Source organism: Pantoea sp. X-Soil-OKNW-713, from assembly GCF_059730685.1.
On record NZ_AP035996.1, the window covers coordinates 446195 to 468861 of the forward strand.

The window sequence follows — 22667 nt, forward strand, 5'->3', positions numbered from 1 at the left end:
TCGACGAGGCCAGCGATGTTAACCGCCATGCTGGCCGCCTTTATTGGCGGCATTATTCTTAACTTTATGCCCTGCGTTTTTCCGGTAGTTTCGCTGAAAGCACTGGGTCTGCTACGCCATGCCGATAACAGCGCCAGCGCCCGCCGTGAAGGACTGGCGTTTTTGCTCGGTGTGGTGGTGACCATGATGGCGCTGGCAGGTATCTTGCTGGCAGCGCGCGCCGGTGGTGCGGCTGTGGGCTGGGGTTTCCAGTTGCAATCCCCCCTGGTGATCGCTCTGCTGGCGTTGGTGATTCTCGCGGCAGCCCTCAATCTGTTGGGCGTGTTTGAAGTGGGTCTGTCGGTACAGCAGGTCGGCGCGATCGATATCGGACGCGGTGCCTTTGTGCGCTCAGCCCTGACCGGTGCACTGGCGATCATCGTCGCCACCCCTTGTGCTGCGCCGTTTATGGCGAGTGCCATCGGTTATGCACTGGTCCAGCCCCCGGCTGTAGCGCTGGTGATCTTCTTTGCGTTGGCGCTCGGGTTTGCTGCCCCTTTTACCCTGGTGTCGTTGTTTCCGGCGCTGGCAAAATTCCTGCCGCGTCCTGGCGCCTGGATGGATATTCTGAAACGCGGCCTCGCCTTTCCGATGTTTGGCGCTTATGCCTGGCTGGTGTGGATCCTGGCACAGCAGGCAGGCAGTGGCGCGTTGGCAACCTTGCTGGCCGGTTCGGTGGTGTTGAGTTTTGCCGGATGGTTATACGGCATGGCGCAGAAACGCCGTTTTGCCGGTAAAGGCCATAAGGTGCTGTTTGCCATCACCGCCGTGCTGGTGATGGCGGTGCTGGCCCCTCTGCCGGGGATGATCAAGCCAGGAGCCGCATTGCCAGGCGATCAGGCTGCCGCCACCCTGACCAAAGAAAAATGGACGCCGAAAACCCTCGCCGAGCAACGCGGGCACGGTAAAGCCATTTTTGTCGATTTCACCGCATCCTGGTGTATAACCTGTCAGGTTAACGAGAAAACCTCGCTATCAACCCAGGCCGTGAAAGAGGCGCTGGCAAAAACCGGCACCGTCTACATGGTGGCTGATTCCACCAAATTTAACCCCGATGTCGATGACGCACTGGGTGAGTTCGGCCAGGGCGGTCTGCCGATGTATCTGGTATATCCGGCCAATGGCGGGCCGCCAAAAGTACTGCCGCAGGTGCTTACCCCCGGCATTGTGGTTGATGCGCTGACTCAGGCGGCGAACAAAAAAGCCTGACCCAACAAGGCGGAATATGGATACAAGCGATACCGAGCGCGACAACTGGCCTGCACTGATGGAACGGGCGCAGGCGGGCGACCAGTCGGCATATACCCGACTGCTGAAAGCGCTGGTGCCGGTGATTCGATCGCAGGTACGAAAACAGCTCGCTGACGACGCGCTGACCGAAGACGTCATTCAGGATGTGCTGCTAACGGTGCATCGGGTACGTCATACCTACGATCCCGCGTATCCGTTCTTACCCTGGCTGATGGCGATTATTTCGGCACGCGCCGTGGATGCGTTGCGCCGTCGTGGGCGGCATCAACGCTGGGAGGTGGCCGACGATCATCTGGCTGACGTGCCTGCCCCTTTGTCGCCACCGCGTCAGGATTCACAGGAGGAGCTGGCCGGCTATTTGCGCCAGCTGCCTTCACGCCAGCGGGAGATTGTCGAACATGTTCATTTACGCGAAATGAGCCTGATGGAAGCGGCTGCGCATAACAACCTGAGCGTCGCCGCAGTGAAATCGTTACTGCATCGCGCGCTGACCAATTTACGCCGCTTTGGAGCACATCATGACTGACCACAACCTGTTGATAGAAAAACTCAGCCAGGCCGCACAGCCGGTGAAGCGTCCGTTACCCACCCGGTGGCGCGTGCTGGTCTGGCTGGCGATTGCATTGCCGTGCGGCGTGCTCGCCAGCCTGCTGGTACAACGTAGCCTGACGGACTGGTCACAACCCGGTGCGCACTGGGCAATGGTGCAACTGGCGCTGGCGTTCCTGCTCGGTTGGCTGGCGATCAGTAGCGCCTTTAATATGAGCATTGCCGGACGCCGTAGCATCAGCTGGAAAGCCTTGCTGCCGCTGGGGTTGCTGTGGCTGGCACTCAGTATCCTGAATATTCCCCGCGTCGAGCCGCCGCTGCATGTTGGGGACGGCACCAACTGTTATACCTTTCTGCTGGTGGTCAGCACGCCGATGATGGTGATGATGATTGCCAGCCTGCGCCGCACCCGGGCGCTAAATCCGGTACGCAGCCTGGCAATGGCCGGATTCGGTGTCGCCTGCATGGCGGTAACGCTGCTGGCGTTTTGCCATCCGGTGCACCTGCATAAGGTGGATTTTTTTATGCATCTGGCAGCGATTGCCAGCATTGTGGTCCTGACGGTACTGGTGGGGAAACGTTGGGTGGCGATAAGGTAAATGTTGAGGAGCGGGTGCATTGAGGCCAGCCGTAACAACAACCTAAAGAGTTGGCGGGGATCGCTCCCCGCCGGCTCTCTTACTTGACAGATTCACAAGCTGTGAAAACAGCAACCTCCGTATCGCCGGTTCGGATGCGGACCTCACAAAGGTCTTTCCTCAAAACCAGCACCGCCATTACAACGGCGGTACAGATAACGATCAGGGCGACAATCCGCGCCATATGCTGCTTCATAGCCTACTTCTCCTTGACCCGAAGGTCCGTAAGAGGCTACTCTAAATGCGTGTGGCATTAGAAGTGGCCTCAGTTTAATGTAAAACGTCCTGCAAGACGTCCTATGTTAACTGGGGCTTTTCTCTTTCTGCCGTTGGCAAATGCTTAAGGCAGAAAGCCTCAAGCACCCGCCGCGATTCTAATCCAACGGTCTGACTTATCCCAAATTTTTATCCATACCGCTGCGCTAACTCGTGCTTTTTTTCCTGTTATGCGATCCGTGACAACTTCTTATGTAACGTTATGGAATTACCCGCTCCGCTTTGAGCTTTTCGAACAACTGAACAAACGCATCCAGCGTACTGCGATAGCCAATAAACCCGGCTTTGCGACTCTTGCTCATATCGGTAAAAGCTTCCATCGGACGGCCTAAATCGGCATCGGTATGCCACCAGGAAACCAACTTATCGATATCCGCCTCGCGCAATCCGTCACGCTGCGCAATCTCGCGCCATGCGTCAGTTGCTGCCTGCATACGTCCTTCCAACGGCATCATCTGTGGCGGATAGTCGGCAGCTTCAATACCAAAATACGCCGCCAGACGCGGCCACAGCCAGTTCCAGCGGAATACGTCGCCATTTACCGCATTGAAATCCTGATTGGCGGCTGCGGGTGCGGTCGTCGCCCATACCAGCTGCTCGGCCAGCAGTCCGGCATCGGTGACATCCGATACGCCGTGCCACTGCTCCGGCGAACCGGGGAAAATAAACGGCCAGCCCCGCTCGCGGCATAAGGTGGCATATACCGCCAGCGTCTGGCCCATGTTCATCGCGTTGCCGAGGGCATAACCGATGATGGTATGAGGACGGTGCACGCTCCAGCGGTAACCGTATTTCTCCGCACCGGCAAAGATCTCATCTTCCTGCGCGTAATAGAAATTATCGACCGGCTGACGCCCCTGCTCCTCGCGGAACGGCGTAACCGGCACCGCCCCTTTGCCATAGGCTTCGAACGGCCCGAGATAGTGCTTCAATCCGGTCACCAGCGCCACATGTGCGCCGTGCAACCGCTCGCCCAGCGCCTCAATCACGTTGCGCACCATCGCACCGTTAACGCGAATGTTCTCTTTCTCATTTGCCTGCCGCGCCCAGACGCTGAAGAACACCGCATCCGGCTTCACTCCAGCCAATGCCTGACCTACTGCTACGGCATCGGTCAGATCGGCGGTCAGGCTGTGGCATCCTTCTGGCACTGCGCCACGCCCACGCGACAACCCGGTCACCTGCCAACCTTCACGTAACAGTTTCTCGGCCAGCGCACGACCAATCACGCCGCTGATACCAACAATTAACGCCTGCTTCTGCATTTCATTTCTCCTCAGTTTGCGTAATCATTAGCGTAATGAAGAATTGAATTCTCATCTCTGGCATTAATTCACATCATTCCCAACCTGAGTTCATGAATAAATGCACGATCAACGTCTGAAAGATATCGTCCCTTTTGTTGCCAGCGTCGAATGCGGCAGCTTTGCAGCGGCGGCAGAACGCCTGCATATCACCGGCTCGGCGGTGAGCAAAAGCGTCACCCGGCTGGAAACACGCCTCGGCTCCCGACTGCTGGAACGTACCACGCGCAGTCTGAAGCTGACCGATGCCGGTAATGCTTACTACCAGACCTGTCTCCGCATTATGGAAGAACTGGCAGAGGCCGAGGCAGTGCTGGCGGCTCAGCGCAGCATACCGTCTGGCAAATTACGGCTGGCGGTGCCCAACACTTATGGTCGTCTGGCAGTGATGCCTCTGCTGGTGCCGTTTTGCCAGCAACATCCTGAACTGGAACTGAGCCTGCGTTTTTCCGATCGGATGGTGGATCTGTTCGATGAAGGGATTGATGTGGCGGTGCGTATTGGCGATACGCCGAATATTCCTGTCTCACTCGCCTGCCGTCAGATGGGGCGCGAACGCATGGTGTTCTGCGCTGCGCCGGATTATCTGGCGCGCGCCGGTCGTCCCACCAACAGCCACGCTCTGTTGCAACATCCGGCGATTTTATACGAGCGCATCGATGGCAGTACCAAACCCTGGTTACTGCAAGCGGAGGATGGTCATGTGCAATGGCGCAGCGTACCGCACCGTATGGCGATGGGAGATGTGGATGCACAGGTGCAGGCGGTGCGCGCCGGACTGGGCGTTGCGCAGATGCCCTCCTGGCTAATACGCGAACCGCTGGCGCGCGGCGAACTGGAGATTATCCTGCCCGCCCATCAACCTGATGGCCTGATGCTGACGCTGGTATGGCCGCGCCGCAAGCAACTGCTGCCGAAAGTGGATGCGCTGCTTGAGACACTCAGCCAACTGACGATTCGTTAACGATGATTGAGACGACGCGATAAACGGTCGCCAAAGAATTGCAACAGCGTGACCAGTGCCACCAGCACCACAATCACCGTCAGCATCACCTGCATATCAAAGCGCTGATAACCGTAGCGATATGCCAGGTCACCCAGTCCACCCGCGCCAATCGCTCCGGCCATAGCAGAGGCGTTGATCATTGTGACTAACGTGATGGTAAAACCGCTGACGATGCCTGGTCGCGCTTCCGGCAGCAGCACATGCCAGACGATATGCCAGCGGTGGAACCCCATCGCCTGCGCTGCTTCGGTCAATCCTTTGTCCACTTCGCGTAAACTCACCTCGGCAATACGCGCGAAAAACGGCGTGGCCGCCAGGGTCAGTGGCACCGTTGCCGCCCATACGCCGTAGGTGGTGCCGACGACCCAGCGGGTAAAAGGGATCAGCGCCACCATCAGAATCAGAAACGGGATAGAGCGAAACAGATTCACCACCCAGCCCAACAACCGGTTCAACAAGGGATTGGGGAACAGATCGCCACGTCCGGTCACCACGAGGATCACCGCCATCGGTAATCCCAGCGCCAGCGCAAACAGCGACGACACGCCTACCATCAACAGCGTGTCCAACAATCCGGTCCACAATCGTTCAAAGCCCAGTGACATATCCTGCAATCTCCAGTTGGTCGGCGATGCCGTTTAATGCCTGCTGTGTCGCCGCGCGGTCATGGCTCGCATCCAGCAACAACAACAGCTGGCCGGTAGCTTTGTTTTCCACCCATTCAATCGCGCTGAACAGCAACGTAACCTCACCTGCGAGCCGACGGCTGAGCGCACCAAGATCCGGCGAAGCTCCCTGACCGGTGTAGCGTAACCGAACCAGCAGACGCGACTGCGTATTCTGGCGTTGCGATGTCAGCAACGGCACAAGATATTCCGGTAATGCCTGATGTTGTGGGTTGAGGAGCTGTCGGGTCGTCTCCTGTTGCGGGTCGCTATACACACGCCACACCGGGCCACGTTCGATGATTTCGCCTTGATCAATCACCGCCACCTGATGACATAAGTCATGCACGACATCCATCTCATGGGTGATCAACACAATGGTGATATGGCGCTGCTGATTAATCTTCTTCAGCAGCGCGAGGATGGCGCGGGTGGTTTCCGGGTCGAGTGCCGATGTAGCCTCATCACACAACAACAATTCCGGATCATGTACCAGCGCGCGTGCGATACCGACCCGTTGCTTTTGGCCGCCAGAGAGCTGAGCAGGCCAGGCGTGCTGACGCTGCTCCAGCCCCACCAGCGCCAGCAGTTCATCCACTTTGCGCTGACGCTCGGCGGCAGGCACCCCGGCGACTTTCATTGGCAGCTCAATGTTTTCCCGCACCGTCTTCGCCGACAGCAGATTGAAGTGCTGAAAAATCATGCCGGTGCGGCGTCGCCACTGCACCAGCTCCCGGTCACGCAACGTACCGATGTCGATGCCATCTATCACCACCTGCCCGGCACTCGGTGCTTCAAGCCGATTGAGGCAGCGGATCAAGGTCGATTTACCGGCACCGCTGCGTCCGATAATGCCGAAAATTTCGCCGCGTCTAACCTGCAAGTTAATGTTTTTTAACGCGTCCTGCGTCTGTCCGGCATAGCGTTTGCTCAGACCCAGTATCTGTACATGCGCCTTACCCGATCCTTCATGCGCAGGCTCCAGCACAGCATCCTGTTCACCGGGTAACGTCAGGCTCACCATGATTACTGGCTCCAGCCCGGCTGATACAGCTTGCCGTAAAAGCTATCCAGTTTGGCGCGCACCACTGGCGAATGCTGATAGATATCCACAAACTTCGCCAGACGCGGGTCGTCCTGATGACCGTCACGAATCACAAACTGGATGACATATTCCGGGTGTTCCAGCCCGTCAAACAGCAGCGCTTTTTCCGGGTCAATGGTTTTTGCCAGACGCAGATAATGCGGGTAGCCCTGCGCCAAATCGACCTCGTCCAGTGAACGCGACAGTTGTACCGCTTCCACCTCAATAATCTTCAAATCTTTCGGGTTGCTGGCAATATCATCGACAGTGGCTTTCAGCCCCACGCCAGGCTTCAGGGTGATCAACCCGGCCTTCTGCAACAGCAGCAGACCACGCGCGCCGTTAATCGGGTCATTGGCAATCGCCACCGTACCGCCCTGGGGAATCTGGTCCAGCGAGGTATGTTTTTTCGAGTACAGGCCGATGTTATTAATAATGGCTGGCGCATAAGGCACCAGGTGGAAACCGCCCTCTTTATTGGCGTTCTCAAGGAAAGGTTTGTGCTGGAACAGGTTAACGTCGATGTCACCATTTTCCACGCTGACATTAGGCGCGGTCCAGTCGGTAAACTCCACCAGTTGGACCTCCAGTCCCTGTTTTTTCGCCTCTGCCACGGCAGTTTCGAGCGGTGGCGCAAAGGCGGCGGTGGTGCCGACTTTCAACGGCCCGCTGTAATTGGCGGCATGCGCCAGTGCGCTTACGGCCAGCAACGCGGCTGCCAGTTTTAATGAAATTTTCATGATAATTCCCTGAGGTAAATGGATTAACGACGGTTGGCGGCAGGTCGCCACTGCGCCGCCGGATGGCGGTCAGGCAGACGATCCTGTTGCTGAAAAATCTTTTTACGCAGTGAGCCAGGCTGGTAGGCGGTCTTAAAGCGTCCACGTTGTTGCAGTTCCGGCACGACCAAATCGATAAAGTCACGGTAACTTTGCGGGTTGAGAATGCGCGTCAGGTTAAATCCATCAATATCGCCCTCGTCGATCCAGTGGATCAGTTGATCCGCCACCTGCGACGGGTTCCCCACAATCAGGGGGTAGCGACTACCCATCGCGTGTTGTTCCAACAAGCGCCGCCGCGTCCAACCGCTATAGGCTTTGCTTACCGATTCAATCGCCCGCGTGTCACCGCTGGTAATGGGTTCATCGAGGCCGAAAGCCGCCAAATCCAGCCCAATTGAGCTGGAGAAATGAGCGATGCCCGCTTCCGGGCTGGCGTATTCGAGGTAGCTGCGATGCTTCTCCTGCGCCTCGCGTTCGCTGGGAGCAACAATCACGCTGACACCCATAAAGATGCGCAAATCGTCGGCGCGCCGCCCGGCATCGACTGCGGCCTGGCGCAGACGCTGGGTCTGCTGGCGCATCAGTGCCGGGGAGCTGGCGTTGACAAAGCTGCATTCGGCATGACGCGCCGCAAATTGGATACCGCGTGGCGAGCTACCCGCCTGAAACAGCAGTGGCGTGCGTTGCGGTGACGGGCTGCTGAGGTGATAACCCTGCACCTGGTAAAATTCGCCCTGATGATTGATGTGATGAATTTTCTGCGCATCGGCATATAAGCGCCGCTGGCGGTCCACCACCAGCGCGTCATCCTGCCAACTGCCCTCCCACAATTGATAGCTGACATCCAGAAACTCATCAGCCTGATCGTAACGACGATCGTGTGCCAGCAGTTCGCGCTGCCCCACGGCCCGCGCCGCGCTGTCGAGGTAGCCGGTCACGATATTCCAGCCGATACGTCCCTCGGTCAGATGGTCGAGAGTGGACAAACGACGCGCAAAGGGATACGGCGCTTCGTAGCTCAGATTCGCGGTGACGCCGAAGCCCAGATGCTGCGTGACGCCCGCCATCGCTGAAACCAGCATCAGCGGATCGTTGACCGGAAGCTGAATCGACTCACTGGCTGTCAGGTTGATACCCTGCTGATAGACGTCATACACGCCCAGAATATCGGCGATAAACAGGCCATCGAACAGGCCGCGCTCCAGCAGTTGCGCCAGCTCGGTCCAGTAGGCCAGTGAGTTGAAATCCACCGATTTGTCCTGCGGATGCGTCCACATGCCGTGATGGATATGACCGACGCAATTCATATTGAAGGCGTTAAGCAGGATATGCTGCTGACTCATAGCGTCCCCCGGCGCGGCGGTAACACGCCGTTCAACAGGTAGTTACCAATCGCCGGGTATTTCCAGCGCACCGGATCGTGCAAGGTATGGGTGCGTGCATTACGCCAGTGGCGGTCGAAGTTATGTTCGCGCAGGCTGGCGCGCGAGCCACCCAACTCAAATAACAGGTTGCCCGCCTCCAGCGAGACTTCGGTGGTCCAGGCACGCGCTTGCGCCACGGTGACCGAGGCCGCCGCCACGTTTTCTGCCGTGGCGTGTTGCTGAGCGCGATCCACCGCATCGCCCGCCAGCGCCAGCAGGGCATCTCCGGCGGATAACCGTGCGGCCAGACGACCGGTACGATCCAGCGTCAAGGGATCGTCGCTGGCGCGCTCAACCCCGCTGTCCGGCCACGGACGGGCGCGGTTACGCAGAAAATCGAGCATGTCATTGAAGGCCGCACGGGCGATACCCTGATCGATTGCCGCATGCAGAATCTGTGCAAAAGGACCAACGGCAGTGGGCCGTTCAAACGCGGTCTGAAATGGCACCACATCTTCATCGCTAACGATGACATCGACAAACTGCACGCTGCCGCTGCCGGTGGTGCGCTGACCAAAGCCGCTCCAGTCATCAATCACGCTGACACCCGCCTGGTGGCGCGGGACAAAGACCAGCTGTTCTTTGTCGTCATCACCGCGCGCGGCGGTGGGGATGCGGTCAGCAAACAACGCGCCGGTAGCGTAAAACTTGCTACCGGTAAGGCGTCCCGCTGTCACACGGGTGCTGCGCTGGTGCGCCGAGGGCGAGTTGAACTCTGCCAGCGCATTGCCCAGATGTACCCCGGCCAGCACTTCGTCATACAGCCGCTGCTGCTGCGCCGGGCTGCCGTTAACCCGTAATACTTCCAGCGCGTAGAAATGGTTTTGTGGCACCTGACCGATAGCAGCATCCGCTTCACTGAGGATGGCCACAATCGCCGCCAACTGTGCCGAGGGGATGGCTATCCCACCGAATGCCCGTGGCACGGTAATCGCTCCCAGACCCGAGGCGAAAAACTGTGCCAGTTCATGATGCGGCAGTTGACGTTCGCGATCGCGCAGCGCGGCATCACGTCGGAATTGCTCCGCCAGTTGCTGTGCCACCGCCAGCGCCTGCTGCACATCGTTAATCCGCGTGGCGGGCTGTTTAGGCTGAACCTGCGTCATGTTCGCTCCTTAAATCCAGGCATGGCGCGCGGGCAGCGCATCATTGAGGTAGTAATTGCCGATGGCATGGGTTTTCCAGCGCACCGGATCGTGCAGGGTATGGGTGCGCGCATTACGCCAGTGACGATCCAGACCATGCCGCAGCAAGGTGGCGCGACTGCCGCCCCATTCGAGCAGCTTCTCGCTGGCACGCAGCGCCACCTCCGTGGTCAGCACCTTGGCTTCCGCCACCGCAATCGACGCCCGTGCACCGTTTTCCGCGTTCAGTGACGGTTGATCGATAGCGTCCAGCACGCGCGCCGCGTGCGCCAGCAGCGCATTGGCCGCCGTCAGTTCGGTGCTGATACGACCAATATCGGCCAGGATGTAGGGGTCATCCGCATTACGGCTGACGCCTGCATCCACCCACGGACGCGAGCTACTGCGCACAAACTCCAGCGCATCATCCAGCGCCCCCTGGGCGATACCGGCATCAATTGCGGCCTGAATCAACTGCGACACCGCGCCGCGCAACGTGGGTTTGTCTGACGCGGGCAGCGGGATGACCCATTGCGCATCCACTGCCACCTGCTGCAAACGTACGGTGCCGCTGGCGGTGGTGCGCTGACCGATACCGGACCAGTCATCAACAATCTCCACCCCCGCCGCCGGCAGTGGGATAAACGCCATCACCGGTTGCTGTTGATCCTGAAGCGCCGTGGTCACCAGAATGTCGGCGAACAACGCACCGGTTGAGTAGAATTTTTCGCCGGTGAGGCGCAGCCCCTGTGACGTTGTCACCAGTTGCGTCTGCACATCACGGGTATGCCGGGTATTTTTCTCCGGGCCACCGTTACCCAGGCGTTGCCCGTTGACCACCGCGCGCAATAATTGCTGCTGCTGGTGCGACGTTCCTTCGCCAAGAATGAACTGAATCAAACCAAAATGATTTTGCGGAATTTGTCCCAGCGAAGGGTCGCTGGCGGAAATAAGGCGAAAAACTTCAGCCACCGTCTGGAATGACAATCCTCCCCCACCAAACTGGCGTGGCACGCTAATACTGCCCAGGCCCAGTTGCGTAAATTGATTAAGGAGTTCACGCGGATAAATACGTTGCTGATCGCGCTCGACTGCCCCAACTTTGGCCTGCTCCGCCAGATGGCGGGCAGCATTGATCGCGTCAGCATCATGGGTTAACACCGCCGCAGCGGGGTTATCTTTGCTTAAAGTTTGCGTCATGGTTTATTTCACAACAGAAATAACAGATTGGCAGGGATAATAATCAGGCGGTCTGAAGCAAGTAAATAGTGAGGTTATGCTATATCTGCACAAGGTTTATTGTTATTCAGATAAATAGATACGGATAAAGAAAGCACGCTGAAAGCAGGTATTTCAGCGTGCTCATTTTCCTAAGAAGAAATATCGAAATCCAATGTTATTTTATTAATAAGGACCAGGGGAAATCGCGCAATCATTATTTTTACTCCTCGGGGCAGATTAATCAGTAAGCCAGCGTTTGTTGCAAAATCTCACCAAAGGCAACGCAGATTTGCCCCTGCTCACGGTGATCTGCGGGTCGACTCAGCAGGACAAATTCCGCTTCAGGCAGGCTCGGTAACACAGGTTGTTGCAGCACCACTACGCCTTCGCGCGGCATTGCCGAACGATTCAGACACGCGACACCCAGCCCCGCCGCCACCGCATCCTGTAATCCACGCACGCCCGATGAGATGTGACGGATAAACCAGGCCTGATGCTCGCGACTTAACGCCTGACAGGCTGCACGGTGCAGCATGCACCCTTCCGGCAGCAACACCAGCGGCAGCGGTTGCGTCAACGACAATCCGGCGGCACCCACCCACAGCAGCGGTTCACGAAAAAGTCGCTTTTCCTGTCTGGCGTCCCCTGCCCGGCTAAAGCCAGGCACCCGCATCACCACCGCCAGATCGAGCTCGCCACGCTGCCATGCCGCATCGATTTCGGCACTTTTGCCCATCGTGGTGCGCAAGCGAAGTTGAGGATAGTCACGCGCATAACGTGCCAGTAGCGCGACGATAGCATCTGGTCGGCAATAATCGGTGATCCCCAGACGAATCTCCCCGCTGAGTGTGACTCCCTGCAAATCGCGCCACGCCAAATCTGCCAGCGCCAGCAGATGGCGGGCATGATGCAACAGTTTCTCTCCGGCTACGGTTGGCGTCACGCCGCTTTTACTGCGCACCAGCAAGGTTTGATTGGCCCGCTGCTCCAGTTTACGCAACTGCTCGCTCAGTGCTGATTGTGACAGACAACGCTGCGGTGCAGCGGCTGTCAGACTACCGGCGTCTACCGCAGCCACAAAGCTGCGCAACTGTTCCATATCGAAGGTGTTCATCTTATCCAACGGTTTTATTAATGGATGATAACCAATCTTCCCGCTTTTATGGTGGAAAGGAAAGCGGAATACTCCCTCTCAGTTCACATGACGAGGAAGAAAACATGCCGCATATCGTTTTACAGTTATCAGGCGAGCACAACGCCCCGCTGATGCATCAAGCCGTCCAGGTCATTCAGGATCTGACCGCAACCGTTCTGGGAAAAGACCGCCCGGTAATGGCCACCACCGTACAGTTCATTGCAGATGACCAGTGGTTTATCGGCGGTGAAACGCTGAAAACCCTGGCACGCAGCGCTTTTCATCTGGATATCAGCATCACCGATGAAACTAACACCAAGGCAGAGAAAGCGCGTTTTGTGCGTGAGCTGTATCAGGCACTGGCGGTGCTACGCCCGGATCTGCATGAGGTCAGCTATATCCACCTGATTGACGCCCGCGCGGCCGCCTATGGCTACGGTGGACGGACTCAGGAGTGGCGACACCAGCAGGCCGGGGTGGCTTGATTTGCCTTGTCACTCCCGACACAACGATTGTCCGGCTTAACAAAGCCCGTCCATCACGTCTGCTTTAGGTTGTTCTTTAACACTTTCTCTGTGAGGTAAGCGCACGATGAACAACCTGCATTACAAAAGTTTGCTGGAAATTGGCCGCCTGATTCAGTCGCGTGACATCACCTCGGTAGAGGTCACCAACGCCCTGCTGGCGCGAATTGATACGCTGGATAAGCAACTGCATAGCTATTTTTATGTGATGCGCGACAGCGCGCTGCAACAGGCGGCTCAAGCCGACCAGGAGATCGCCAGTGGGATCCTTCGTGGCCCGCTGCATGGGGTGCCGATTGCGCTGAAAGACCTGATCTGGACCAAAGACGCCCCCACCACTCACGGCATGATCATTCATAAGGATCACTATCCGGCGGAGGATTCGACGGTGGTGGAGCGCTTCCGCGCGGCAGGGGCGGTCATTCTCGGCAAACTGGCGCAAACCGAAAGCGCCTTTGCCGATCACCACCCAGAGATTACCCGCCCGACCAACCCGTGGGGCAGCGCGCTGTGGACCGGCGTCTCCTCCAGCGGCTCCGGCGTCGCCACGGCGGCGGGCCTGTGTTTCGGGGCCATCGGTACCGATACCGGCGGCTCGATCCGTTTTCCGTCTAACGCTAACGGTTTGACGGGCATCAAACCCACCTGGAGCCGCGTCACCCGCCACGGTGCCTGTGAACTGGCAGCTTCGCTCGATCATATTGGCCCGATGGCGCGTTCCGCCGCCGATGCTGCCGCCATGTTACAGGCCATTGCCGGGCGCGACGAGAAAGATCCGACCTCCAGCAGCGAGCCAGTGCCGGACTATCTGGCGCTGATGACGCGCGGCGTCAGCCACCTGCGCATCGGCCTCGATAAAAGCTGGGCGTTGGACAAAGTGGATGATGAGACTCGCGCCGCATTGCAAGCTACGATTGCGACCCTGAGCGAGTTGGGTGCCACCTTTGTGGATATCACCATGCCGGACACCGAAAAAGCCGCCGAGGAGTGGAGCGCGTTGTGTGCCGTCGAAACCGCGCTGGCGCACGAAGCAACCTGGCCGGCTCAAAAAGATCAATACGGTCCAGGGCTGGCGGGTTTACTCGATCTCGGCCATCGCGTCACGGCGCTGGAGTATCAACGCCTGCTGCTCAGTCGGGCGGCGCTGCGTGGTGACATCTCCGCCCTGTTCAGCAAAGTCGATTTGCTGCTGGCCCCGGCCACCGCTTTTGCCGGTTTAACCTGGGACACCATGACCCGTTTTGGTACTGATCAGGCACTGTTTAACGGCGTGCTGCGCTATACCAGTGCATTCGATGCCAGCGGCCATCCCACTATCACTCTGCCCTGTGGCATGACCGCTGCTGGTGCGCCGATTGGCTTCCAGTTGGTGGCGGCGCACTTTGCCGAAGCCACCATGATTCAGGGTGCCTGGGCCTACCAGCACGTTACCGACTGGCATAAACAACACCCGACGCTGTAACCTCCTCACTGGCCGCTGCGGCGGCCTTTTGTCGCTTTCATGGCCCAATAATTGCTTTATTTTTTTCCACTTCCGCCCTTTTCGCCATGTTTAGGGGACGTTGTCATGAAAGAAAATTTCACCACCGATAACCTGGAAAATCGTCATCGCTTTGACGCCTGGCGTGACGCGGTCTGCTCGCGTTTGATCAAAGCCGAGGCACGCCAAACCCACGCCGGGGAGTTCTCTGGCAGTTTCGGCTATTCGATGCTGGGACATGTGGATATCGCCAATCATATCTCGCGTACCGCGCTGGTGTGGCAACGCACACCAGAGTGCATTCGCCGCCATCCCAATCATGATTTCTATCTGGGCTATATTTGCGCCGGTTCCGGCACCTTAAGCCAGAATGACAACCATTCACGCGTCCATGCCGGTGATGTGGTGATTTATGATGCCGCCACCCCGTTTGATTTTGCCATGGAGAATGTCGCCATCAATATCGTCCATCTGCCGCGCCAGATGATTGAGAAAGAGGCACCGGCTATCGCCCGGCTGGCAGGAAAAACGCTGGACCTCAGCCGTCCGGGTATGACTTCGCTGAAACACATGCTGACCGAGGCGTTTGCCTTTAATGCCGAACGCGAAAATGCGTTTCTGACGGAGCAGTTTGCCAACACGCTGCTGAATATGATTTCGGTCAGCCTGAATTTGCAGAAAAGCGATGCCGCGCTGAAGCCAGACCTGTTTTCGCGCGTGGTGAGTTATCTGCGGCAAAACCTGCACCAGCATGAATTGTCAGTGGCGCAAATTGCCAACGCACATCATGTCTCCCCGCGCACCGTCAGCCGGGTGTTTGCCGCTCATGGCACCACGCCGATGAATTTTGTCTGGCAGGAGCGCCTGCTGGCGAGCCACAAAGTGCTGGCCGAAGGTAAAGCGCGCAATATCACCCAGGTAGCGATGGATCACGGCTTTAGCGATATGTCGCACTTCAGCCTCGCGTTCCGCAAGGCCTTTGGTTATACACCCAGCAGCCTGATCCGCCCGCCGCAAAACTGATTATTTTTGCAGGCTGTTGATCACCCGCTCAGCGGTATATTCCATGCTGCTGCGGGTGTTCATCGCTTCACTGCGCATAAAGCGGTACGCCCCGGATTCATCCAGACCATATTCGCGCATCAGCATGCCTTTGGCCTGCGCCAGACGCTCGCTTTTGACTTTAACCGGCTGCCGGGCGTGCTGGCGTGTCGCCTGGAGGGTGCCGATGACCTGCACAATCAACGCAAAGGGATTCAAGGTGCGTTCGGCGATGGCGGTCGGTTGCAGTTCAATTAACAAGGGGAACAGACGCGCATTTTGGCAATCGGCCAGCGCGATCACCGGAATATTGGCCTGACGCCAGGCGCGTAATAACGGTAGCAGGGTCTGCTGATAGTGAGGCTCAACCGCCACAATCACCAGATGGACGTCAATGGGAGCCTGTGCCGGTAATGGCCAGCTGTGCTGCGCCTGACAGCCGAGTTGCGTCAACGACGCACAGAAGGCGCGCACGCTCTGTGCATCGGGATGGAAAAGATGCAGCCGGACGCCCGCCAGTGTAGCCAGTAAGGATTGCTCAGTCATGCTTCACCCTGGGTTAATGGAGTGTGAAGCTTTACACTAAGCAAGTGTGGAAGCGCCTGCTGTGTTGTGGCGGTCGTGAAATGTGTCAGTTGAGACAACAGCACGATCCGTAGCGGTGCGATTTATTGCGTACGACATTGCGCGATAAATCGCGCCGCTACGTTAAAGGACGACCATCAGGCATGAAAACCCAAAAACTGTTCGGCAATGCTGGCACTGGAGGTGGTTAGCGGATCGATATGGTGAATAATTTCCCCCTTTTCAATCACATGAATCTGGTCCGACAGCGCATAGAGAAACTCAATATCCTGTTCCACCAGGATGATGGAGATATCCATCTCATGCCTGAGTCGTTGCAACGTCTCAATAATCTCCTCACAGATATTCGGCTGGATCCCCTCAGTGGGTTCATCCAGCAGCACCAGTTGCGGCTGACCACATAAACAGCGGGCCAGCGCCAGCAATTGCTGTTCACCACCGGACAAAGATCCCCCCGGCTGCGCCAACAGGCGTTTCAGACGCGGGAAGATCTCCAGCATCTGTTCGATAATCTGCCCGGCCCGGGAAAAGTGCTTCACGCAGCCCATGCGCAGATTTTCCTCTACCGTCAGCAACGGGAAGATTTGCCGCCCCTGTGGCACAAAACCGATGCCTGCCGCCGCCCGCTGATGTGCCTGATACGCGGTGATATCGATGCCGTTAAGCGCAATGCGGCCCTGCCAGGCGGGCAGTTCACCCATAATGGTACGCAGCAGCGTGGTTTTACCCATGCCGTTACGTCCCAGCACGCCGGTAAAGGATTTGGCCCCGACAAAGAGTTCGGACAGATGTAACACTGGAATTTTGTTATACCCAGAAACCATCTCTTTGATTTCAAGCATGTTTAATCTCCACGTTGCCGAGATAGGCCTCTTTGACCAGTGGGTTGCTGGTCACGTCGCGAAAGCTGCCCTCCGCCAGTACCGCGCCCTGATTAAACACCGTCACCTGCTGCGCAATCATGCTGATGAACTCCATATCGTGTTCCACCACCACCACGGTGCTTTGCTGGTTGATAGCTTTGATCAGTTCAGCGGTTTTGCGGACTTCGTGATGTGTCATCCCGGCGGCAGGCTCATCCAGCAGCACCAGTTGTGGGCGCGAAATCAGGATCATTCCCAGCTCCACCCACTGCCGCTGACCGTGCGCCAGCTCGGACAAAGTGGCGTCAGCAAGATGCAGCAGGCCAATATCCTGCAACACCTGTGCAATGGCGGCGGGCACGGCGGATTTCGCCATTTTATTCGCTGCCGCCTGCCACAGATTTTCGCGCACGCTTAAGCCTTCAAACACGCTGGGAACCTGAGTCTTGATACCGATACCAAGACGGGCAATCTCCCACGGCCGCAGCCCGGAAATCACCCGGTCGCGATAGCGGCATTCGCCACGACTGGGCGTCACCTGACCACTCAACATCTTAAAGAAGGTACTTTTTCCCGCACCGTTCGGGCCGATCAGGCAGCGCAGTTCGCCCTCGTGCAGGGTGAAATCGACCTCTTTCACCGCATGAACGCCGCCAAAGCTGACCCCCATTTTTCTGGTTTGTAACAGGACTGCCGCGCTCATTGTTTCACCTCGCTCACCTGTGGCGTGGCTGCCTGCACCGTCGACTGACGTTTACGTCGTCACAAACGTTGCAGCGTTGGCAGGATACCGCCGGGGATTAACAACACGAAGACCGCCAGAATCACCCCCAACACCAGATTGACGTCCACCGTCTGCTGCGCGCCGAGGCGGGTGACCATCCATTGCAACAAAATGCAGCTGATCACCGGGCCAATCAGCGTGCCGCGCCCGCCAACGATCACCCAGATAATGATCTGCGCCGACTGGCTGATGCTGAACACGCCAGGGCTGACAAACGCGCCCCAGTTGACGTACAAACAACCCGCCAGTCCGGCAATCGCCGCGCCAATGGCGAAGGTCGCCAGCTTATGCGCCGGGACGTTATAGCCCAGCAAACCGGCACGCTGTTCATTTTCACGAATCGCGACGACGGTTTTGCCAAAACGGCTGAGTAAGGTGAATTTCAGCAGCACGTAGCACAGCGCCAGACACCCTGCCGTCACCATAAAGATCGCCTCTGGCGATAAGATCGCATCGGGCTGGAACGGCATATTCAGCGTTGGCACCGACGGAATACCGTTGAAGCCGCCCAACAGCGCCTGGCCGATATGGTATTCACTGCCCGCCGTCGAGTTGACCCAGTTAAACAGCACCAGGCTCACCGCCAGGGTGATGGCACCGAGGTAGACATCGCTGACACCGCCGTAAAAGATCACATAACCGAGCAGCAGCGAGAACAAGGTCGGCAGCAGCACCGCCAACACCACCGCCCAGGTGGAATCACCCCAGTTGATGGCGCAGATGGCGTAGGTATAGGCTCCGAGGCCGAAAAACGCCGCCTGGCCAAAACACAAAATGCCGCCGTAACCCCAGATAAACGCCAGACTCAGCGACAGCAACCCCATCACCAGAAACACCGTGACCGACAGCAGCGTATACAACTCCAGCGTGCCGGAGAGCCACAACGCCCCCAGCATCACCACCAGCGCCACCACAATGATTTGTACGCGTTCGGTAAACAGTTTCATCACAGCGACCTCCTGAAAAAGCGTCCGGTGATGCCCTGCGGCAACAGTCGCAACAACACAATGGCGCTTAACAGCAACGCCACCGCGCCAAATACCGGCGTCCAGGCGTAGGTCGCCAGTTGCGAGATGGTGCCAAACAGGGTGGAGGAAGAGAGGGTTCCGGCGATGATCGCGCTACCGCCGCCAATCACCGTAATAAACGCCTTGGCGATAAAACTGATGCCGATGGTCGGGATGACCCCGGTAATGGGGGCCAGCAATGCCCCGCCGAGGCCCGAAAGCGCCGCTCCCAGTCCGAACGTCAGGCTATAGATTTTGCCAGGATTGGTGCCGAGTGCCGCCGCCATGCGCGCATTCTGCATGGTGGCACGCGCGCACAACCCGAGGGTGGTGTAGCGCAACAGCAGCCACAACGCCCCCACCAGACACAGCGCAAACAGGATGGTAAACAGCGAATAGCCGCTGGTACTGTAGCTGCCAACCGTAACGCTCGGCAGCGGCGAACTGATACCCAGCGTGGTGTTGCCAAACACCATAGTTGCCGCCCCGATCAACGCCAGACTCAGTCCCCAGGTCGCCAGCATGGTGTCAATCATCCGGCCATAGAGATGGCGGATAATCACGCGTTCAATCACGATGCCGAACACCCCCACCACCAGCGGAGCAATCACCAGCATGGCGATCCAGATGGGGACACCGAGATGGTTGGTAGCGAGAATCGCGCTGTAGCCGCCGAGCATCATAAATTCGCCATGCGCCATATTGACGATCTTCATCATGCCAAACACCACCGCCAGGCCGAGGCTCATGATAATCAGCACCGCGATGGCATTGAGCACCTCAATGCCATAGATAATCAACAGATCCATAGTGGCTCCTGTTACAGCTCGATTTGATACTGTTTGGTGTCGCGTGGATTTTTCTTCAGATCGCACACCATCGCGGTATCACTCGGTGCCTGATCGGTGAAGGTTTCCAGAATCTTCATCTGATGGTTTTCCACTTCGGCGATATGCACATCCAGCGTGCAGTGATGGGTGGCGGGATCGACCGTGACTTTGCCGCTCGGCGACGCCACGGTGATGCCGGATTCCAGCGCTTCAATCACCTTCATGCGGTCCACCGAACCGGCTTTGCGCACCCCTTCCGCCCACACCAGCATGCTCTGATAGGCTCCCATTGCCAGATCGCTGATATTGGGCGTGTTGGCACCGTATTTAGCATGGAACTTCTGCACAAATGCCTGGTTTTCCGGGGTGGCAATCTCCTGCATATAGTTGGCCGCGACCAGGATGCCGTTGCTCTCTTCCGGTGACAGGATGATGTGTTCATTACCGCCGCCGAACACCGTAGAGGCAATCGGAATCTTGCCGCTCATCCCCGCGGCGTGCCATTGGCGATAGAAGGAGATGTGCGCGCCGCCCACCAGCGCCGACCACACCATATCCGGTTTGGCGCTCTGGATTTTCGAGATGGCGGCACCGAAGTCGGTGACATCAAGCGGGAAGAACTCCACCGCCATCAATTCGCCACCGTTATCGTGTACCGACTTCTTCACCCAGGCAGAGACGATTTGCCCATAGTTGTAATCGGCAGCCAGCACATAGACTTTTTTGCCCCATTTTTTCATCGCATAAGGCACCAGTTTTTCCACGGTTTGTGCCGGGGTGGAACCGGTGGAAAAGTAGTTACGGTCGCACACGCCACCTTCATATTGGGTCGGGTAGAAATACAGCGTGCGGAAGCGGTCCAGCACCGGACGGATCACCTCGCGCGAGGCGGACGTGATCCCGGCGTGCACCACCGCAACCTTATCTTTCAACGCCGCCTGCTGCGCATACTGCGCGTAAAGCTGCATATTGGATTGCGCATCGTAGTTAATCATCTGAAGCGGGCGGCCCAGCAAGCCGCCTGCGGCATTGATATCATCCGCCGCCAGATTGATGGCGTTCGACATCGGTTTACCGTAAATATCCAGGCCACCCGACAGGTCAAGAATGGTCGCCACTTTAATCGCGTCTTTATTGTCTGCCGCAAAACTCATTTTCGGCGCAACGCCCGCAGCCAGACCTAATGCCGATAATGCAGATCCCTGAAGAAATGAACGACGACTAATAGCCATAGCACCCTCTTAAAGAAGTGATGAGTTAGAAAGAATGGATTTCCGGTGAGATCCGGACAGGGTGAAACCAGCAGCTGGCAGACAACGCTGTCTGCATAAAAAGAAGTGATTGCCACAACGCTGGGGCAATAAGATTAAGCAAGCAATAAGCGGGCCAGATTTAATTTTCCAGCCAGGCTCAGAATATTCGCGCTTTAACACAACCAGTCAGACCTGCGGTGCACTTTTTCGCAGCATTCAGCACCACAAGATTGCACTCATTCGTAGCGGCGCGATTTATCGCGCGATTCCGAGCGTTGTGCTGGAAAGAGATAAATCGCGCCGCTACGGGAGAGGTCGATTGCTGTCGGCTCCTTCACGCGCAATTCTTTCCAATACCCGCCCGCCGCAACATGGTTTAATAGCGCCACTCTTACCAGCGCGGGATGCGTGTTTACTTATGTTGCAGTTTTCAAATGGTTTTCTGTTGAGTTTATCGTTGTGCCTCGATATCGGGCTGGCGAATATCGCCATGATCACCCTGGCGATGCAGCGCGGTTATTTCCACGGTTTCTGGCTGGGAATTGGCACCTGCATTGGCGATTTAATCTACGCGCTGCTGGCGTTGGCAGGGATGGCGGTGGTGCTGCAATTTGCCGCCGTGCGCTGGGTGTTATGGATTGGCGGCGGCGCGTTGTTGATTTGGTTTGCGGTGAAAATGCTACTGGCCGCGTATCGTTCCGTCACCGCCATCAATATGTCAGAACAGCAGCCGCAACGTTCGCTGCTGCGTGAGTTCAGCCGTGGAGTCATGCTGGCGATGTCATCGCCCACCGCCATTTTGTGGTTTGCCAGCGTCGGCGGCGCGCTGATTTCCCGCATGGGGCATGGCAATGCCGGATCGACATCGTGGTTCCTGAGCGGCTTCTTTATCGCCGGGGTGTTCTGGACATGTGTGTTGTGCCTGGTGGGTAGCATGGGCGGGAAACTGCTGGGTCAGCGCCTGCTCAAATATTCTTATCTCGCCTCAGCGCTGATCTTTTGTTACTTCGCAATTTACGTCATCGGTTCGGGCTATCGCGAATTTATTCTTAGCTGATGCGCATAATGATGCGGCGTGGTGCCCATCACTTTGCGGAAGGCATTGATAAAATGGCTTTGGTCATAGAAGCCAAGTTGCAGCGCGGCATCCTGTGCATGCACACCCCGTCGTAACAGCTCGCGCGCATGATGCAACCGCAGCTGCATATGATATTGCAGCGGCGGCATGCCGGTCAGTTGGGTGAAACGCCGGACCAGATGGTATTTACTCAGCCCCACCTGCTGTGCCAGCGTTGCCAGTTGCGGTTTGCTGCTCAGGTTAGCACGCAGATACTCTTTTACCTGTACTATCAGCTGAGCATCCCCCTGCTGGCGGCTGGCTGAATCATCCAGCAATTCGCCACACAACCACATCAGTTGTTGTTCCTGTAACCCTTCATCGTACTGACGCGTTGCGGCAGCATAATCGCAGATGGCCGCGAACAACGGCGCGTGATGGAACGCCCCTTCGCGCAGCGCTGGCGCCCCGGCCAGCACCGACTGAGGCAAATGCACGCTGATAAAGCTTACCGGTTCCACGCTGAACTGTGACGCCTGAACAGAGGCCGGATTGTACACCGTCACCTGCCCGGCCTGCGCCTCGTATGACTTACCATCCAGCCAGATCGCCTCACGACCACTCAGATTGGCGCAAACCACATATTCGTCGTGCAAATGGCGTGGAAAAGCGCTGTCGCTGGCGGTGACACGCGAACACTCTATCCCGTTGCGGGCAAACCATTCAGAAGCGGATAACGGCACAA

24 protein-coding genes are annotated in these 22667 nt (G+C 57.4%); 8 read left to right on the forward strand and 16 right to left on the reverse strand.

All coding sequences use genetic code 11. The annotated features are described in order from the left end of the window. The first annotated feature begins 15 nt into the window (after positions 1-15). From AC6I8R_RS22495 to AC6I8R_RS22505, 3 genes are read left to right on the forward strand one after another with little or no spacing between them, the layout of a single operon-like run. Entirely contained in the window at positions 16-1248 is a 1233-nt protein-coding gene (locus AC6I8R_RS22495) for a protein-disulfide reductase DsbD family protein (RefSeq protein ID WP_415174307.1), read from the forward strand. Positions 1249-1264: 16 nt separating this feature from the next. Then, positions 1265-1816: a sigma-70 family RNA polymerase sigma factor gene (locus AC6I8R_RS22500; RefSeq protein ID WP_415174308.1), complete on the forward strand. Its 552-nt coding sequence runs from the start codon at positions 1265-1267 to the stop codon at positions 1814-1816. Beyond that, positions 1809-2438 (forward strand): NrsF family protein, encoded by a 630-nt coding sequence (locus tag AC6I8R_RS22505; RefSeq protein WP_415174309.1) that lies wholly within the window; start codon positions 1809-1811, stop codon positions 2436-2438. The genes AC6I8R_RS22500 and AC6I8R_RS22505 overlap by 8 nt, the downstream gene beginning before the upstream one ends. A 79-nt stretch (positions 2439-2517) precedes the next feature. Here the strand turns inward: AC6I8R_RS22505 and AC6I8R_RS22510 are convergent, their stop codons facing one another. Together AC6I8R_RS22510 and AC6I8R_RS22515 are read right to left on the reverse strand one after the other, a co-directional pair. Next, positions 2518-2673 carry a Hok/Gef family protein gene (locus AC6I8R_RS22510; RefSeq protein WP_013511466.1) on the reverse strand — a complete coding sequence of 52 codons (156 nt, stop codon included), beginning with the start codon at positions 2671-2673 and terminating at the stop codon, positions 2518-2520. A 280-nt stretch (positions 2674-2953) separates the two neighbouring features. Beyond that, on the reverse strand, positions 2954-4018 hold the full coding sequence (locus tag AC6I8R_RS22515; protein WP_497832954.1) for an SDR family oxidoreductase: 1065 nt from the start codon (positions 4016-4018) through the stop codon (positions 2954-2956). Positions 4019-4118: 100 nt separating this feature from the next. On the opposite strand from AC6I8R_RS22515, the gene AC6I8R_RS22520 reads away from it, so the two are divergent. Continuing rightward, complete coding sequence (locus AC6I8R_RS22520; protein WP_497832955.1) at positions 4119-5021, forward strand: LysR family transcriptional regulator; 903 nt, start codon at positions 4119-4121, stop codon at positions 5019-5021. Here the strand turns inward: AC6I8R_RS22520 and AC6I8R_RS22525 are convergent. From AC6I8R_RS22525 to AC6I8R_RS22555, 7 genes are all read right to left on the reverse strand, one after another. Continuing rightward, positions 5018-5668: a methionine ABC transporter permease gene (locus AC6I8R_RS22525; protein WP_208726411.1), complete on the reverse strand. Its 651-nt coding sequence runs from the start codon at positions 5666-5668 to the stop codon at positions 5018-5020. The two genes, AC6I8R_RS22520 and AC6I8R_RS22525, sit on opposite strands and share 4 nt — an antisense overlap. Then, positions 5652-6752, reverse strand: a complete 1101-nt coding sequence (locus tag AC6I8R_RS22530; protein ID WP_497832956.1) for a methionine ABC transporter ATP-binding protein — start codon at positions 6750-6752, stop codon at positions 5652-5654. Before AC6I8R_RS22530 ends, AC6I8R_RS22525 begins: the two co-directional genes overlap by 17 nt. A 2-nt stretch (positions 6753-6754) precedes the next feature. Then, entirely contained in the window at positions 6755-7552 is a 798-nt protein-coding gene (locus AC6I8R_RS22535) for a MetQ/NlpA family ABC transporter substrate-binding protein (RefSeq protein WP_208726408.1), read from the reverse strand. A 23-nt stretch (positions 7553-7575) separates the two neighbouring features. Beyond that, positions 7576-8937: an LLM class flavin-dependent oxidoreductase gene (locus tag AC6I8R_RS22540; protein WP_497830799.1), complete on the reverse strand. Its 1362-nt coding sequence runs from the start codon at positions 8935-8937 to the stop codon at positions 7576-7578. Next, positions 8934-10124, reverse strand: coding sequence for an SfnB family sulfur acquisition oxidoreductase (locus AC6I8R_RS22545; RefSeq protein WP_497832957.1), 1191 nt, complete (start codon positions 10122-10124; stop codon positions 8934-8936). Before AC6I8R_RS22545 ends, AC6I8R_RS22540 begins: the two co-directional genes overlap by 4 nt. 9 nt (positions 10125-10133) lie before the next feature. Beyond that, on the reverse strand, positions 10134-11342 hold the full coding sequence (locus AC6I8R_RS22550; RefSeq protein WP_497832958.1) for an SfnB family sulfur acquisition oxidoreductase: 1209 nt from the start codon (positions 11340-11342) through the stop codon (positions 10134-10136). Positions 11343-11604: 262 nt separating this feature from the next. After that, complete coding sequence (locus AC6I8R_RS22555; protein ID WP_497832959.1) at positions 11605-12477, reverse strand: LysR family transcriptional regulator; 873 nt, start codon at positions 12475-12477, stop codon at positions 11605-11607. A gap of 104 nt (positions 12478-12581) precedes the next feature. On the opposite strand from AC6I8R_RS22555, the gene AC6I8R_RS22560 reads away from it, so the two are divergent. From AC6I8R_RS22560 to AC6I8R_RS22570, 3 genes are all read left to right on the forward strand, one after another. Beyond that, positions 12582-12983 carry a tautomerase family protein gene (locus AC6I8R_RS22560; protein ID WP_415174318.1) on the forward strand — a complete coding sequence of 134 codons (402 nt, stop codon included), beginning with the start codon at positions 12582-12584 and terminating at the stop codon, positions 12981-12983. A 106-nt stretch (positions 12984-13089) separates the two neighbouring features. Next, positions 13090-14484: an amidase gene (locus AC6I8R_RS22565; RefSeq protein ID WP_497832960.1), complete on the forward strand. Its 1395-nt coding sequence runs from the start codon at positions 13090-13092 to the stop codon at positions 14482-14484. A 105-nt stretch (positions 14485-14589) separates the two neighbouring features. Continuing rightward, positions 14590-15525: a helix-turn-helix domain-containing protein gene (locus AC6I8R_RS22570; RefSeq protein WP_497832961.1), complete on the forward strand. Its 936-nt coding sequence runs from the start codon at positions 14590-14592 to the stop codon at positions 15523-15525. Here AC6I8R_RS22570 and AC6I8R_RS22575 read toward each other — a convergent pair whose 3' ends face one another. From AC6I8R_RS22575 to AC6I8R_RS22600, 6 genes are all read right to left on the reverse strand, one after another. Beyond that, entirely contained in the window at positions 15526-16089 is a 564-nt protein-coding gene (locus tag AC6I8R_RS22575) for an ANTAR domain-containing response regulator (protein ID WP_497832962.1), read from the reverse strand. It lies immediately after the preceding gene. Between the two features lie 176 nt (positions 16090-16265). After that, a complete protein-coding gene (locus tag AC6I8R_RS22580) occupies positions 16266-16970 on the reverse strand; it encodes an ABC transporter ATP-binding protein (protein ID WP_415174322.1) in 705 nt (234 codons plus the stop codon). Then, complete coding sequence (locus tag AC6I8R_RS22585; RefSeq protein ID WP_415174323.1) at positions 16963-17694, reverse strand: ATP-binding cassette domain-containing protein; 732 nt, start codon at positions 17692-17694, stop codon at positions 16963-16965. The genes AC6I8R_RS22580 and AC6I8R_RS22585 overlap by 8 nt, the downstream gene beginning before the upstream one ends. Positions 17695-17753: 59 nt before the next feature. Beyond that, entirely contained in the window at positions 17754-18722 is a 969-nt protein-coding gene (locus AC6I8R_RS22590; protein WP_497833061.1) for a branched-chain amino acid ABC transporter permease, read from the reverse strand. Then, on the reverse strand, positions 18722-19591 hold the full coding sequence (locus AC6I8R_RS22595) for a branched-chain amino acid ABC transporter permease (RefSeq protein ID WP_208726385.1): 870 nt from the start codon (positions 19589-19591) through the stop codon (positions 18722-18724). The genes AC6I8R_RS22590 and AC6I8R_RS22595 overlap by 1 nt, the downstream gene beginning before the upstream one ends. Before the next feature lie 11 nt (positions 19592-19602). Next, positions 19603-20844, reverse strand: a complete 1242-nt coding sequence (locus AC6I8R_RS22600) for an urea ABC transporter substrate-binding protein (protein ID WP_415174324.1) — start codon at positions 20842-20844, stop codon at positions 19603-19605. Positions 20845-21283: 439 nt separating this feature from the next. On the opposite strand from AC6I8R_RS22600, the gene AC6I8R_RS22605 reads away from it, so the two are divergent. After that, a complete protein-coding gene (locus AC6I8R_RS22605) occupies positions 21284-21922 on the forward strand; it encodes a LysE family translocator (RefSeq protein WP_415174325.1) in 639 nt (212 codons plus the stop codon). Here the strand turns inward: AC6I8R_RS22605 and AC6I8R_RS22610 are convergent. Further along, entirely contained in the window at positions 21898-22665 is a 768-nt protein-coding gene (locus AC6I8R_RS22610) for a helix-turn-helix transcriptional regulator (RefSeq protein ID WP_415174384.1), read from the reverse strand. The genes AC6I8R_RS22605 and AC6I8R_RS22610 overlap by 25 nt on opposite strands. Positions 22666-22667: the final 2 nt, after the last annotated feature.